Origin of the sequence: Pseudomonas sp. HMSC066A08 (genome assembly GCF_001813025.1) — a bacterium.
GTDB lineage: Bacteria > Pseudomonadota > Gammaproteobacteria > Pseudomonadales > Pseudomonadaceae > Pseudomonas > Pseudomonas aeruginosa.
Genome location: NZ_KV811323.1, coordinates 216865 through 231207, shown reverse-complemented (window position 1 = coordinate 231207; position 14343 = coordinate 216865). Strand labels below are relative to the sequence as shown.

Below are 14343 nucleotides of genomic sequence, written 5' to 3'. Positions count from 1 at the left end.
CGAAGCGCCAACCGGGCCACGAACCGCCGATAACCGACACGAGACGAGAAAAGAGCATGCTCGATCCCAAACTGGTACGCACCCAGCCGCAAGAAGTGGCTGCCCGCCTGGCCACCCGTGGCTTCCAACTGGATGTCGCGCGCATCGAAGCGCTGGAAGAGCAGCGCAAGTCGGTACAGACCCGTACCGAGCAACTGCAGGCCGAGCGCAACGCGCGCTCCAAGGCGATCGGCCAGGCCAAGCAACGTGGCGAGGACATCGCGCCGCTGCTGGCCGATGTCGACCGCATGGGCTCCGAGCTGGAGGAAGGCAAGCGCCAACTGGACGCCATCCAGAGCGAACTGGATGCCATGCTGCTGGGTATTCCCAACCTGCCGCACGAGTCGGTGCCGGTCGGTGCCGACGAGGACGCCAACGTCGAAGTGCGTCGCTGGGGCACGCCGAAGACCTTCGATTTCGAGGTCAAGGACCATGTCGCCCTCGGCGAACGGCATGGCTGGCTGGATTTCGAGACCGCCGCCAAGCTTTCCGGCGCGCGCTTCGCCCTCATGCGCGGCCCGATTGCCCGCCTGCATCGCGCCCTGGCGCAGTTCATGATCAACCTGCATACCGCCGAGCATGGCTATGAGGAGGCCTACACCCCCTATCTCGTCCAGGCTCCGGCGCTGCAAGGCACCGGCCAGTTGCCGAAGTTCGAGGAGGACCTGTTCAAGATCGGCCGCGACGGCGAAGCCGACCTCTACCTGATCCCGACCGCCGAGGTTTCGCTGACCAACATCGTCTCCGGGCAGATCCTCGATGCCAAGCAGTTGCCGCTGAAGTTCGTCGCCCATACCCCGTGCTTCCGCAGCGAGGCTGGTGCCTCCGGGCGCGATACCCGTGGCATGATCCGCCAGCACCAGTTCGACAAGGTGGAGATGGTGCAGATCGTCGATCCGGCCACCTCCTACGAGGCGCTGGAAGGCCTGACCGCCAACGCCGAGCGCGTCCTGCAACTGCTCGAGTTGCCGTATCGGGTGCTGGCGCTGTGCACCGGCGACATGGGCTTCGGTGCGACCAAGACCTACGACCTGGAGGTCTGGGTTCCCAGCCAGGACAAGTACCGCGAGATTTCCTCCTGCTCCAACTGCGGCGACTTCCAGGCTCGGCGCATGCAGGCCCGCTACCGCAATCCGGAAACCGGCAAGCCCGAGCTGGTGCACACCCTCAACGGCTCCGGCCTGGCCGTCGGCCGCACCCTGGTGGCGGTACTGGAGAACTGCCAGCAGGCGGACGGCTCGATCCGTGTGCCGGAAGTCCTCAAGCCCTACATGGCTGGCATCGAGGTGATCGGCTGACATGGATTTCCTGCCGCTGTTCCACTCCTTGCAAGGGCGCCTCGCGCTGGTGGTCGGCGGCGGCGAAGTCGCCCTGCGCAAGGCGCGCCTGCTGGCCGACGCCGGCGCGCGCCTGCGCGTGGTCGCGCCGCAGATCCACATCGAACTGCGGCATCTGGTGGAGCAGGGCGGCGGCGAGCTGCTCGAACGCGACTACCAGGACGGCGACCAGCCCGGCTGCGCCCTGATCATCGCCGCCACCGACGACGAACCGCTGAACGCCGAGGTGTCGCGGGCGGCCAATTCGCGCGGGATACCGGTCAACGTGGTGGACGCGCCGGCCCTGTGCAGCGTGATCTTCCCGGCCATCGTCGACCGTTCGCCGCTGGTGGTAGCGGTCTCCAGCGGCGGCGACGCACCCGTGCTGGCGCGGCTGATCCGGGCCAAGCTGGAAACCTGGATTCCCTCGACCTACGGGCAACTGGCCGGACTCGCCAGCCGCTTCCGCCACCGGGTCAAGGAATTGCTACCCGACCTGCAGCAGCGCCGGCTGTTCTGGGAAAACCTGTTCCAGGGCGAGATCGCCGAGCGTGTCCTGGCCGGCCGTCCGGCGGAAGCCGAGCGTCTCCTGGAAGAGCGCCTGGCCGGCGGCCTCGCGCACATGGCCACGGGCGAGGTATATCTGGTCGGGGCCGGGCCGGGGGACCCGGACCTGCTGACGTTCCGTGCCCTGCGCCTGATGCAGCAGGCCGACGTGGTGCTCTACGATCGCCTGGTGGCGCCGTCGATCCTCGAATTATGCCGCCGCGATGCCGAACGCCTGTACGTCGGCAAGCGCCGCGCCGAACATGCGGTGCCGCAGGATCGGATCAACCGCCTGCTGGTGGAGCTGGCCAGCCAGGGCAAGCGCGTGCTGCGCCTGAAGGGTGGCGACCCGTTCATCTTCGGCCGCGGCGGTGAGGAAATCGACGAACTGGCTGCCCACGGCATACCTTTCCAGGTCGTGCCGGGAATCACCGCGGCCAGCGGCTGCGCGGCCTACGCCGGGATTCCACTGACTCATCGCGATCATGCGCAATCGGTTCGTTTCGTCACCGGTCATCTGAAGGACGGCACCACCGACCTGCCGTGGCAGGACCTGGTAGCGCCTGGCCAGACCCTGGTGTTCTACATGGGCCTGGTGGGATTGCCGGTGATCTGCGAGCAACTGGTCGCCCACGGTCGCTCCGCACAGACCCCGGCGGCGCTGATCCAGCAGGGGACCACCGCCCAGCAGCGGGTATTCACCGGAACCCTGGAAAACCTGCCGCAACTGGTGGCCGAGCACGAAGTGCATGCGCCGACCCTGGTGATCGTCGGCGAAGTCGTGCAACTGCGCGACAAGCTGGCCTGGTTCGAAGGCGCCCGCGAGGACGCCTGAGCCTTCAGTCTTCTCCCCAGATGCCCTTGCCGGGAAGTCGTTCCCGGCCTGGCGCGCGCGCCAGGTCGAGGCGCGGGCCCAGCGGTACTATCCCGGTCGGGTTGATGGTGCGGTGGCTGGCGTAGTAGTGCCCCTTGATATGTTCGAAGTCCACTGTCTCGCCGATGCCCGGGCGTTGGTACAGCTCGCGCAGCCAGCCGGAGAGATTCGGGTAGTCTTCGATGCGCCGCAGGTTGCACTTGAAGTGTCCGTGGTACACCGCATCGAAGCGCACCAGGGTGGTGAACAGGCGGATATCGGCCTCGGTCAGGTATTCGCCGGCCAGGTAGCGGCGTTCGCCGAGCAAGCCTTCCAGGTAGTCCAGCTCCTCGAACAACTGGACGAAGGCCTCCTCGTAGGCGTCCTGGCGAGTGGCGAAGCCGGCACGGTACACGCCGTTGTTGACCGCCGGATAGATGCGTCCGTTGAGGCGTTCGATCTCCTCGCGCAGCGGCTCCGGGTAGAAGTCCAGCGCGTTGGCGCCGATGGCGTCGAAGGCGCTGTTGAAGATGCGGACGATATCGGCTGATTCGTTGTTGACGATCTTCTGCGCCTGCTTGTCCCACAGCAGCGGCACCGTGACCCGGCCGCTGTAGTGCGGGTCGTCGCGGGTGTAGCGCTGGTGCAGAAAGGCCTAGCCGTCGAGGCGATCGCCGGTGGAGCCGTGGGCGGGGTCGAAGGTCCAGCCGTTCTCGCGCATCAGCCAACTGACCACCGAAACATCGACCAGCGACTCCAGCCCCTTCAGCTTGCGCACGATCAGGGTCCGATGGGCCCAGGGGCAGGCCAGCGAGACATAGAGATGGTAGCGCCCGGCCTCGGCGGGGAACGCCGGCTCGCCCAGCCAATGGCGGCGCTGGGCGTTTTCGCGTTGGAAGCGGCCGTCCTTCTGTGTGTCATACCACTGGTCGTGCCAGCGGCCATCGATCAACTGTCCCATGAGCGGGTTCCTCCATACGTCGTTGGAGGAACAGTCTAGTGTCAGGCGATCGATAAATTTATATAAATAAAGGGCTATTCGTATCGATCAGATCGATTCGTTTCGGGTCGCCCAGTAGTGTGCGGCTTCCTTGAAGGCTTCTTCGCGATTCTTGCCAAGGGCCCTTAGCGCCAGGGCCATGGTGGAGAGCACCGCCAGGTGGCCATAGGCGTCGCCTTCGCGGCCGTCCCAGACGGCCCGAAGGAAACCCGGGTCGAGCTGTTCCGGCTTCATGTGCCGGTGCGTCGACAATGCCGGCCATTCCTCGTCCCAGGCTTCATCCAGGTCGCAACCATACAGGTGGGCGACGACGTCCGGGTTGACTTCGATCTCGCCGCCTTCGCCCTTGATGACGATGGCCCGGTCGCCGAGCAGGCGGCTGGCCTCGCGGTGGGTTTCCTGGTAACCGGGGTGGAAGATGCTCTGCAGGATGCAATCCGCATTCAGGGGGTTGAGCAGGCGAACCAGCGAATGGATCGGCGAGCGCAGGCCGAGGGTATTGCGCAGATCGACCATGCGTTGCAGCACCGGCATCCAGGCGCCGAGTGGAATGAACGCCAGGTGGCCGCGCTCCAGGGCCTGTTCTACCTGCAGCCAGTCGTGGCAGAGCGGGATCTCCAGCGCCGCCAGCAACTGCTCGCTGTACAGGCGCCCGGCGGTATGCGCGCCGCCGCCGTGCATGAGGATGCGCACGCCATGGCCGGCCAGGCACTTGGCGGCCAGCAGGTACCAGGGCAGGTGGCGCTTCTTGCCGGCGTAACTGGGCCAGTCGAGGTCGACGCGCAAGGACGGGACTTGCAGGCGCTCGCGCACCGCCTCGGTGAAGCCGGCCAGTTCCTCGCTGCTTTCCTCCTTGTGCCGCAGGAGCATGAGGAAGGCGCCCAGCTGGGTGTCCTCGACCCTGCCGTCGAGGATCATGCCGAGGGCCTCACGGGCTTCCTCCCGGGTCAGGCTGCGCGCTCCGCGCTTGCCTTTGCCGAGGATGCGGACGAACTGGGCGAACGGATGTTCCGCGGGAGTCGAGAGAGTCATAGACAGTTGCTCGGTTTCGGCAGGCCGGCCAGCTTCGCGCCAAGCTTGGCGGGGGCGCCCTTGAACAGGTGGTTGAGGTGCAGGCTGTTGCCCTTGTCCGGACCCAGTCGCTGGGCGACGTACTTGATCAGCGGGCGGTTGGCCGGAGACAGCTGGAACTCCGCATAGAACTCGCGGAGCAATTGGAGAATCTCCCAGTGCTCGGCGGTCAGGGCCAGCTCCTCGCGGGCGGCGAGGGCTTCCGCCACCGGCTCCGACCAATCGTCGAGGGCGGCGAGGTAGCCGTCCTTGTCCAGCCGGATTTCCCGGCCTTCCAGCGTAAGGAGCGTCATAGCCAACTGTTGACCTTGTCGAAGCGGACGGCGAGTTCGACGAAGCCGGGGTAGTCCACCGCCACCAGGCGAGCGGGGACGTCCTCGATACCGCGCGCCTGGAGGTCTTCCAGCAGGGCGAACAGTTCGATTTCCGCCGGCATCAGTTCCAGGGCCTGGCAGGCGTGGCTGCCGGCCAGCAGGGCGTGCACGGCGTCGCCGCAGAGCAGCAGGCCGTCGCCGGGGTTGAGCAGGTACAGGCAACTGCCCAGGCGGCCGTCATTGAACGGCGAGCGGGACAGTACGTGGAGGGTCGTGGCCATCAGAGGGTAATCACCTGGTCGTAGCGTTGCAGCAGGTCGCGCAGGGCCTGGTCGTCGAGCACCTCGACCGCGAGGGCCAGGCGCTCTTCCGCCAGGCCACGCTCGCGCAGGCTGCGGGCCGAGACATAGAGGTCGTCCACGCCGAACATCGGCAGGGCTTGCAGGTTGGCCTGCAGGTCCTTCTGCTGCAGGTGCGCAGGATGCTGGCCGGGAGCCAGCTGGAACGCGCCGTCGTCGAGGAACAGCATGCCGACCGGTAGATCGAAGGCGCCGCCGGCCAGGGCTATGTCCAGCGCCTCGCGGGCGCTCGGGCCGGACCAGGGCGACTGGCGGCTGATGATCAGCAGCGACTGGCTCATCGGTCGCCTCCGAAGCAGACCAGGCGGTCCGCGCTTTGCGCCGCCTCGTGCAACTGGCCGAGTCCGGACAGTTCCCATGGTGCGCCGAGGCTGGCGCCGGGACGGCCGTAGCGTTCGGCTTCCTCGGCGTTCAGCACGCCGCGACGCAGGGCGGCGGCGATGCAGACCACGGCGTCCAGGCCGTTGCGCTCGACCAGCTCGCGCCAGGCGGCGGGCAGGTCGAACTCGTCCTGGCCGCTCACGACGTTGGCCGAGGCGCTGTGCACGCCGTCCTGGTAGAAGAACAGGCGGACGATTTCGTGCCCGCCGGCCAGGGCGGCTTCGCTGAAGCGCAGCGCGCGGCGGGCGGCGGGGGAGTGGGGAGGGTCGAATAGGGCGATGGCGAATTTCATGCTGCGATACGCGAAGGATTTTTTCGAATGATAAACCAATGCCTGTGTTTTGCCGGTCCGCAAATGAAAAAGCCCGTCGCGGGGACGGGCTTTTTCGGAGGCGCTTTCTATCAGTCGTCGCCGCCGGCGATGCCGAAGATCTGCAACAGGCTGATGAACAGGTTGTAGATCGACACGTACAGGCTGATGGTGGCCATGATGTAGTTGCGTTCGCCGCCGTGGATGATCGCGCTGGTCTGGTAGAGGATCATCGCCGAGGAGAACAGGACGAAGCCGGCGCTGATCGCCAGTTGCAGGCCGCTGATCTGGAAGAACAGCGATACCAGCACGGCGCCCAGCAGGACGAAGAAGCCGGCGGTGATGAAGCCGGACAGGAAGCTCATGTCCTTGCGGGTGGTCAGCACATAGGCGGACAGGCCGAAGAACACCAGGGCGGTCATGGCGAACGCCGAAGTGATGACGCTGCCGCCGTTGGGCAGGCCGAGGTACATGTTGAGGATCGGGCCGAGCGTGTAGCCCATGAAGCCGGTCAGGGCGAAGGTGCTGACCAGGCCCCAGGCGCTGTTGCGCAGCTTCACGGTGAGGAAGAACAGGCCGTAGAAGCCGATCAGCACCACGAACACGTTCGGATAGGGCAGGCGCATCTGCTGCGAAACGTAGGCCACCAGGCCGCTGAAGGCCAGGGTGAGTGCCAGCAGGCCGTAGGTATTGCGCAGAACGCCGCTGACTTCACGCTGTTCCGCGACGGCGGGGTTCAGCTGATATTGCTGTTCTTGCATGGTGTGGGTACTCCTTAACGGGAACGGGTCCATGACGTACTGATGGGCATGATAGCAAAGCCTCTGCCAGGGCCAATCGATAGAGTTTGACAGTGTGTTGCTATCCGGTACTATGGCGCCCCGCGATGCGGAGGTGTGGCCGAGTGGTTTAAGGCAACGGTCTTGAAAACCGTCGAAGGGGAGACTCTTCCGTGAGTTCGAATCTCACCGCCTCCGCCATATAACCTACTGTTTTCATTGATGTTTTCATTCGGCCCACTCTCAGGAGTGAACGATTTGGGAACAAACTGGGAACGAGGCGCAGAAAAAAGGGGCCCCGCAGGGCCCCTTTTTCGTTGCTTCAGGAAAGTTTCAGCGCCTGATTCAGCAGACCTACGATGTCGGGGCCGTCCTTGCTGATCCACTTGGCGTAATGCTTGAAGATCATCGCCGTCGAGGTGTGCCCCATCTGGTCCGCGATCCATTCGGGAGTGGCGATGCCGCTGCTGAGCATCTGGCTGGCGAAGGTGTGGCGGCACTGATTGGGACCACGTGAGCGGACGCCCGCATTCCTGAGGTGGCCATGCCACCAGCCGTTGCGCAGCGTATCCGACGTGGAGTACGCCGCCCCGCTAGCACTGTTGTGGAACACGAAGCGTACCCGTTGAGGCTTTCTGGTCCGGTTGTCGCGGTCTATCACCTCGATCTGTACGGGCGGAAGGCGTCTGGTCAGCTTGGCCTGCTGCTGCAGTGCGCGCAGCGCCGGGGCCAGTAGCTGGACCTTCCTCGTCGATCGGCGAGTCTTGGTGACCTTGTACTGGCTGCGTACACGAGCGCGGCGGAAAACCACGGTCCCCGTGTCCAAATCGACATCTTCCCAGGCCAGAGCTATGGCCTCGCTGACGCGGGGGCCGCTCCAGATCATGAATTCCGCCAGGTTCAGCTCACCGATGCGCGCGGTTTCGGTACCGAGGATGAGGTCGATTTCCTCTCGAGTGAATGGGTCTGGGTCATCCGCATCCGGGAGAGTGATCACGATGCCGTCTGTTGGGTCGTGCGCGCTCCGGTTCCGAGTTCGATACAGCCGGAAGATCTGCCGCAGGTTGCTGACGATCTCTCGCACCGTCTTGTTGTGCAGCTTGGGCATGAGCGTGTTCTGCACCCAGTCTTGAATATCCAGGTGGTCGATGCTGTCGGCCTGGCTGTCACCCCAGCGAGGTCGGATGTGGGTTTCCACGCGGCTGGTGTAGCCGCGGAAGCCGCTGGCAGCAATCTGGTTGCGTTTGATATCGAGCCAGAGGTCGATGTAATGGCCCAAGGTGTTGCTTTTCACCCGGGGTGAGTCCGGGAAGTGTCGGCTGTAGCTGAAGACTCCTTGCTTGATCTCGTAGTTGATGATGCCGGCCAGCCGTTCGGCATTGGCTATATTCTCGGGCGTTGCGTCCCCTGGTATGGACTCCCTACACAGCTCGCCCTGGTAGCGGAAGTAGATCCTGATCCGTTTTCCGCGTACCTCGACTCCGTCTGCCATCTGGTTCCCCTGATCCACACCAAGCGTTCAGGCTACCAAGCCTCCAAAAAATAGGCCCGCAAGCGGGCCAAGAAGATTCGTTGCCTGTTTCTGGTAGCTCTCTACCGACCGGTCACCACTACGAAGTACAAGGCCAGGACGGCCAGGGTTGCCAGCGAGAAGTTCAGCAGGCTCCTCGGGCTGTCTAACATCTTCAATAGTTCGTGCATGTTGTTTCTCCTCAGAGACTCCCAGCAGGTTCTGAAATACTCAGTCCAACGGCGACCTGACGCACCCAGATCGGCGTGCTACTGAGCAGGAAGGTCTCGCCAGCCTCAGCCAGCAACAGGGTGGTGCCCATCACGCCGGCGATGGCCTCGGCCGCAGCCGGCGGAACCGCATTGCCGATCCGCTCTCGCCAGTCGCTGTCGCTCAGGCCGTCGAGGACCAACTGCTCTTCGGGGTCGACCAAGCTCTGCAGTGCGGCGAGCTCCAGGGTGGTAAACGGCCTGTGCCAGGTGCCGTCCAGCGACTGGATGATGCAGGTCAACCGGTCGTTCGCCTCCGGCATGCGCGGATCGGCCACGCTCCATCGACCGTTGTCGTGCCTCGCACTGGCCGACACCGCGGCGGCGGATTGGTCGAACCCAACTACGCCGTAGTGGCCGCCAGTGAGATACGGGTCTCCCTTCGTCCGGCTGAGCACGCGCGGGTCTTCGACGCACTGGCCTGTGCCATGGGCACTGGTGACCGCTTGTGCGTGGCGGTCCCAAGGCACGATGCGGAACTCGTTAGAGTGTTTGGCAGGGCCACGGTGGCGCGGGTCCGCGACAGCAAATGCACCCTGGCCGGTAGCACTGGCCGCGATCACGGTGCCGGCTGGGCCGTCCCAGTCGGTGCCCGGGTACTTGCCGAAACTCTGGCCGCGGGGATCGGCGACGGAGTACGTGCCTTGGCCGGGCGACTTGACGCCGATGATGGCGCCCGAGGTGTCGGTCCAGCGGCGCACGCCGTACTGCTGGTACTGCAGGGCGTTTGCCGGCGCGCGCGGGTCCGCGACAGAGAATGCGCCGTTAGTGGGGCTGCTGCGACCGGCGATGGTGCCCGTGCTGTCGTTCCAACCGTGCACGCCCATGTAGCCAGCCCGGTATTTCGGGACGATGATCAGATCGCGCAGGTAGCCGTCCTCGACGGCGAGGTCGTTCAGGCTGCGCCAGTCGCTGCCGGCTCGCACCAGTGCCAGGCGAACCCAGGTCTTCCACTGCAGGGATGGCACACGGTGCATCGGGCCGGCAGCGTCGATATCGCCGGGCAGCGGCATGCGGCCGAGGATGTCGCCGACGGCGCGCAGGCTCTTCTTCTCCGGCTCGTACAGGAGGGGTGGCACTTTCTCGACGTGCCGCGCGACCAGCAGGAAGCGCTTGCGCGACTGGGCCAGACCGCCCAGCTCGCCGCAGTCGTGAGTGGTTTCCGCCACGGCGTAGCCGAAGCCACCGAGCAGGCTGTTGATCTGGTCCAGCAGGTGCCGGCCGCGGCTCGCCAGGCGCGGGACGTTCTCGAAGACGATCAGCGGCACCGGGTCATCAGCCCATGCCTCGCCCATCAGCCAGATGCAGCGCAGCGTCAACTCGTTCAGCGCCTGGTACTTCGGAGTCAGGCTCATCTTCTCCGACAGCAGGCCGCTGGCGCCTTTGCAGGGCGAGCTGATGAACACGGCATCCGGTCGGCGCCCACCGGCGGCGCGGCGGATGTCCTCCGGGGTTGCCTCCCGCCAACCGGCGGGAGGCTCCGTTCCATGGAAGCGGATGTATTGGTCGCGGGTGAACAGGTCCAGCAGGGTGCCCGGGACACCGGCCAGGTGCTCGAAGTCGCGCAATCCGGCCGGGTCCACGTCGATCCCGCCGAGGCAGACCCATTCGGCCTCGACGTTACCGACCCGCGGCCGCGCCCGGTTGAAGCCGGCGGCGCCACCGCCCAGGCCGCAGCAGAAGTGGAAGTGGTAGAGGGTGCGCTTAAGCATGCCGCCGCCCTCCCTGCGCCTTCCTGGCCGCCAGGTTGGCCATGTAGCTGGCCCACTCGACCGCCTTGGCCTGTTGGCGAATCCGGCTGCAGCGCTGGTGCTTGCCGGTGGAACGCGCGTTACCGCAGATGTCGCAGATGCTCGGAAGGTCCAGCCGCTTGCTGGCCATCGCTGGACGAGTGCGGATGGCCGACGTGGCTGTGCTAGCCTTGGCGCTGCCGCCTTGAGGCTGATTCGCTTGCATGGTGTCTCTCCTTTGGGGTGGTTGGCGCCAGGGAGTTGCCGCTCCCTGGCGCCTCTTCTTCAACGCCGCGCGGGGTGCTCGCGCAGCTCCTGACAGCTGATGCAGCATTCGCAGCCCGGGGCGGCCTGGCGGCGGGCCTCGGGTATCTGCTCGCCGCAATCCTCGCACCAGAGGGCGCTGGGCGCCGGGCGGGTGGTCATCCGCTGGGCCAGGGCGGCCTGGATCATGTTCTCGGCCCGTTCGTTGGCCTGGTCGATCACATCCACAGTCAGCCCCCTTATGCCGGCAGTGTCGCTGCGGCCCAGCGTCTGCTCAGGTCCTGCCAGATCGCGTCGCCGGCTTCGAAGTACTCATGCACTTCCTGTTTCGGGGCGTAGTCCATACGCAGCACGGACAGGCACGCATCGAACAGCGCTGGGTCGAGGCTGCGCAGCTCGGTGAGGTCGAAGCGGTGGGCTTGTCCGTTGTACAGGCCGAGCAGGAACCGACCGACCACGCCGCTCTGGCCGCTGTCGCGCTGGGCGATCGGCAGCAGGCGTTTCAGCGCGGTGAGGCCAGCTACCTCGTTCTCCTGCTGCCTGGTCTGGAAATCGTGGATTAGTTGCAGATAGTCGTGGGGGAGGGGGTGCATGGAGTCTCTCCTTTGGGGTTGCAGTTCCGGCGTTGCCGCGCCGGTCAGGCTTGGAAAATCCAGCACTTGACGGTGCTGGGTCGGTTGGTGAGAGGGTTCTGGCGGGCGTGTGCCGAACGCACGGCACTGTCGACGGCCTTGTATTCGATGAACTTGTGCCGGCGGGACTCTTTCAGCAGGTCGCGTAGGGTTGCCGCGTCGGCCACCTTCTGGCGGTGGTCGGCGGCCAGCTTCACGAACTCGTTGAGGTTGATGGCGATGGTTCCGGGGTTCTTGCTGTGGTTGAGCACCGGCTCTTCGCTGAGGTTTTCGAGGTAGTCGTAGACCTCCCAGAACTCGGCCACCTCGGGCGCGTCGGCGTTGACGGCGTCCTGGCGCTCCAGGGCCATCGTCATCAGGGTCTGCTGAGCGCAGGCGAGCTGGTGCTCGGACAGCGGCACCACCAGGCGCAGCGCGTCGACCAGGGCCATCATCTGCGCGTGGTTGAGTATCAGCCGCTCGATACGAATCTGCTTCAGACCGCGCAGCGTCGCGCTGTGAACCTTCAGCCGCTCGCGGAAGCACTCCAGCACTTGGCCTTCGGCGCGGATCACCTGTAGCAGGAAGTGGCTGACCTCGAGCACTGACAGATGGTTGAGGTTGTCGGCCGCGGCCTGGCTCTCGCGGGTGATTTCCGGCCGGCTGAAGTGCAGCTTCACGATGCGAGTCATGATTGCCTCGGAGGCCACGACGGTGGCGTTCTGGCTGATCACCAGGGTTCCGCGAAAAGGCGGCTCGTAGGTCTCGTTGCCGGCGGTCTTTTGGCCGGTCACGCCGAGGGAGCGGCCGTTGAAGAGGGGTTTGAACTCGTCCCAGTCGAAGGCCTTGGCGGCGGTGCCGCGGTTGTTGTCACTGCGGTCGGCCTCGAGCAGAACCATCGGCATATTCGACAGTTGGGTCAGCCAGCGGCGCAGGCCCGCCTTGGTCATCTTCGACGGGTCCTGGCCCTCTTCGTCGGCGCGGCCGAGCAGCTTCCAGAGGAAGGTAATAAGCGTCGACTTGCCGGCACCGGCCTCGCCGGTGGCCTCGAGGAACGGAAAGGACTGGAACTCGGCGCGGATCTGCTCCGCGAACAGTGAGCCGAACCAGAATGCCAGCGCTACTAGGCCCTTGGCGCCGAAGCAGGTCCACAGCCAGTCCAGCCACTCCGGACGGTAGTCCTTGGCGTCGGTGGCGATCTGCAGCTTGATCGAACGCTGCAGGGTCTTCAGGCGCAGTTTCTGGAACTCGAAGAAGTCTTCGGCGTTGGCTTTCTCGATCACGCCACCTCGCACCGCCACGTCGCCCAGAACGTAGCAGGCATGCTCCCGGCTGTAGCCGAGATAATCGATGGTGGCCACCGTCTTCAGGCCGGTGAGCTGCAGTTTCATGATCTGGTCGAGCTGCGCGCCGCTGCCGGTGAATATCGCCCCGGCCGCCACGCCGAGCAGGCGCTTCTTGAACTCGCTGGCCGCTGCGACCTGGGCGCTGGTAAAGGTGTTCTTCACGCTCTCGTCGTCGGGACGATCTATGCGGAAGTAGTACCAGCTCTCGTCTGTGACCTCGTTGCGCTGGAAGTACAGGGCCTGGGGGAAGCAGTTTGCGATTTCAACCACATTGCCTGACTGCTGCAGCGCCTTGTCGCGCTTCTGTCTGTCGTTCAGCAACTTATCTTCGTGGTCGTCGCTGTTTTCGAACGCGCGCATGGCCCGGTCGAACTTCTCGAGGTCCAGCTTGAACCAGAACAATCTGTTGCCGAACCGAAAGTGGAATTCGCCGCGGCTGTTCCAGTCGTACATCAGCAGCGCTTTCTCGGCAGGACTCTCGGCGATCAGCAGCGCGCCCTCATGACGTGCGGTCTTGAGGTCTTTCTCGATCTTTGCAGCACGCTCGGCCGCGTCATCGATGAACATCCAGCGCTGGTGCAGGTCGTTCCAGTCGAATTTGCGGTTGTTGCGCTGCGGCAGTTGGGCCGCTTCGCAGACGTAGCCCAGGGCACGCGCCTCGGTCACCCATCGCCGGGTGTACCTATGGGCGCCGGGTTCGTTGTCCAGCGCCCAGATCAGTTTCGGTAGCTTGCCGCCACGGGCTGTCGCGAGTTCGCGCAGGGACTGCTCGGGGAAGGCGTTGGAGCTCATGGCTGACACAGCGTCGATGCCGTGGTGCAGCAGCGCGATGGCGTCGAAGATGCCTTCGACGATCCACAGCTCCTTCACCACCTGCAGGTCGACGCTGGGTGGGCACCACCAGACGCCGCGCGGGCTGTCGCCCGGCTTGAAGCGGGCCTTCTTCTTGCCGAAGCGGCTCGGGCGATCGATCAGACGTTCCCAGTAGCCGCCTTTCTTCAGCGGGAAGCGTACTGTCGCGCTACCGATCTCAAGGTCGCGGTCCCAGTAGTTTTCCTGGCTGTACCAGCCATCGATCAGCGCCAGGTCGAAGCCGCGGGCGTGCGCCAGGTACGCCCGGGCCGAGGCTGCAGGTTCCTTGTCGGTGGCTGGCGCTCGTTTGCTCCAGTCGTCGAAGAGCTCCGGGTAGATTTCCTTGATGTGCCAAGTGTCGCCGCACTTGCCGCGCCCGCAGCGGATGAACCAGGGGCTGTCGGCGAGGGTGTAGAGCTCCTTTTTGCCGCACGTCGGGCACTCGCCCTTGCGCATGTACTTCGTGCCCTTGATCGGTGTCAAGCCGTACTGGTCTTGCAGGCGGCGTAGCACGTCGGCCTTGAGCTCGCGGTCCATTTCCTTCATGCGCGCCCCCGAATCTGCTTGCGCAGCTCGCGGATGGTCCGGCAGATGCCGGCGATGTGTGGACGGTCCTCGAGGATGCGCTTGCCGCGCAGCCCCTGCGGCGTATAGCGGTAGCGATCGTCGTACCAGCACTCGGCCATGGCGGCCTCGTACTGGCTGACCAGCCAGAGCAGGTATTTCTCAGCCTGGTTCTGGTCAACTTCGACGGTGATTGAAATGTGGCCGCTCATAGCGGAATACCTCGAAT

Annotated in this window: 15 protein-coding genes, 1 tRNA gene and 1 pseudogene; 3 read left to right on the top strand and 14 right to left on the bottom strand. The window is 65.0% G+C overall.

Annotation, left to right across the window (positions count from 1 at the left end):
- Positions 1-56 precede the first annotated feature (56 nt).
- Together serS and cysG are read left to right on the top strand one after the other, a co-directional pair.
- Positions 57-1337: a serine--tRNA ligase gene (gene serS / locus HMPREF2886_RS20715; RefSeq protein WP_070748243.1), complete on the top strand. Its 1281-nt coding sequence runs from the start codon at positions 57-59 to the stop codon at positions 1335-1337.
- Position 1338: 1 nt separating this feature from the next.
- Entirely contained in the window at positions 1339-2736 is a 1398-nt protein-coding gene (cysG, locus tag HMPREF2886_RS20710) for a siroheme synthase CysG (RefSeq protein ID WP_070748241.1), read from the top strand.
- 4 nt (positions 2737-2740) lie between these two features.
- Here cysG and HMPREF2886_RS20705 read toward each other — a convergent pair.
- From HMPREF2886_RS20705 to HMPREF2886_RS20675, 7 genes and pseudogenes are all read right to left on the bottom strand, one after another.
- Positions 2741-3715 (bottom strand): annotated as a pseudogene (locus HMPREF2886_RS20705) (glutathione S-transferase family protein).
- Between the two features lie 87 nt (positions 3716-3802).
- Positions 3803-4786, bottom strand: coding sequence for a glycosyl transferase family protein (locus tag HMPREF2886_RS20700; RefSeq protein ID WP_033978714.1), 984 nt, complete (start codon positions 4784-4786; stop codon positions 3803-3805).
- Positions 4783-5118, bottom strand: coding sequence for a TusE/DsrC/DsvC family sulfur relay protein (locus tag HMPREF2886_RS20695; protein ID WP_003090393.1), 336 nt, complete (start codon positions 5116-5118; stop codon positions 4783-4785). Before HMPREF2886_RS20695 ends, HMPREF2886_RS20700 begins: the two co-directional genes overlap by 4 nt.
- Entirely contained in the window at positions 5115-5420 is a 306-nt protein-coding gene (gene tusB / locus HMPREF2886_RS20690) for a sulfurtransferase complex subunit TusB (protein WP_033978715.1), read from the bottom strand. Before tusB ends, HMPREF2886_RS20695 begins: the two co-directional genes overlap by 4 nt.
- Positions 5420-5779, bottom strand: a complete 360-nt coding sequence (gene tusC / locus HMPREF2886_RS20685) for a sulfurtransferase complex subunit TusC (RefSeq protein ID WP_003090389.1) — start codon at positions 5777-5779, stop codon at positions 5420-5422. The genes tusB and tusC overlap by 1 nt, the downstream gene beginning before the upstream one ends.
- Entirely contained in the window at positions 5776-6171 is a 396-nt protein-coding gene (tusD, locus tag HMPREF2886_RS20680) for a sulfurtransferase complex subunit TusD (protein ID WP_033973479.1), read from the bottom strand. Before tusD ends, tusC begins: the two co-directional genes overlap by 4 nt.
- Positions 6172-6281: 110 nt before the next feature.
- A complete protein-coding gene (locus HMPREF2886_RS20675) occupies positions 6282-6950 on the bottom strand; it encodes a Bax inhibitor-1/YccA family protein (protein WP_033978087.1) in 669 nt (222 codons plus the stop codon).
- A gap of 129 nt (positions 6951-7079) precedes the next feature.
- Here HMPREF2886_RS20675 and HMPREF2886_RS20670 point away from each other — a divergent pair.
- A tRNA-Ser gene (locus HMPREF2886_RS20670) sits at positions 7080-7169 on the top strand.
- A 121-nt stretch (positions 7170-7290) separates the two neighbouring features.
- On the opposite strand, the gene HMPREF2886_RS20665 is transcribed toward HMPREF2886_RS20670, so the two are convergent.
- The 7 genes from HMPREF2886_RS20665 to HMPREF2886_RS20635 all read right to left on the bottom strand — a co-directional run bounded on the left by HMPREF2886_RS20665 (position 7291) and on the right by HMPREF2886_RS20635 (position 14326).
- Positions 7291-8460: an Arm DNA-binding domain-containing protein gene (locus HMPREF2886_RS20665; RefSeq protein ID WP_015967222.1), complete on the bottom strand. Its 1170-nt coding sequence runs from the start codon at positions 8458-8460 to the stop codon at positions 7291-7293.
- 220 nt (positions 8461-8680) lie between these two features.
- The gene (locus HMPREF2886_RS20660) at positions 8681-10459 is read right to left on the bottom strand and encodes a DNA cytosine methyltransferase (protein WP_070748239.1); all 1779 of its coding nucleotides are present in this window, start codon (positions 10457-10459) and stop codon (positions 8681-8683) included.
- Positions 10452-10703: a hypothetical protein gene (locus HMPREF2886_RS20655; RefSeq protein WP_070748238.1), complete on the bottom strand. Its 252-nt coding sequence runs from the start codon at positions 10701-10703 to the stop codon at positions 10452-10454. Before HMPREF2886_RS20655 ends, HMPREF2886_RS20660 begins: the two co-directional genes overlap by 8 nt.
- 59 nt (positions 10704-10762) lie before the next feature.
- Positions 10763-10969, bottom strand: coding sequence for a TraR/DksA family transcriptional regulator (locus HMPREF2886_RS20650; RefSeq protein ID WP_083318585.1), 207 nt, complete (start codon positions 10967-10969; stop codon positions 10763-10765).
- 11 nt (positions 10970-10980) lie between these two features.
- Positions 10981-11334, bottom strand: coding sequence for a DUF7673 family protein (locus HMPREF2886_RS20645; protein WP_070748236.1), 354 nt, complete (start codon positions 11332-11334; stop codon positions 10981-10983).
- Positions 11335-11378: 44 nt separating this feature from the next.
- Positions 11379-14096 carry a toprim domain-containing protein gene (locus HMPREF2886_RS20640; protein WP_070748234.1) on the bottom strand — a complete coding sequence of 906 codons (2718 nt, stop codon included), beginning with the start codon at positions 14094-14096 and terminating at the stop codon, positions 11379-11381.
- Positions 14093-14326 (bottom strand): hypothetical protein, encoded by a 234-nt coding sequence (locus HMPREF2886_RS20635; protein WP_003098410.1) that lies wholly within the window; start codon positions 14324-14326, stop codon positions 14093-14095. The genes HMPREF2886_RS20640 and HMPREF2886_RS20635 overlap by 4 nt, the downstream gene beginning before the upstream one ends.
- Positions 14327-14343: the final 17 nt, after the last annotated feature.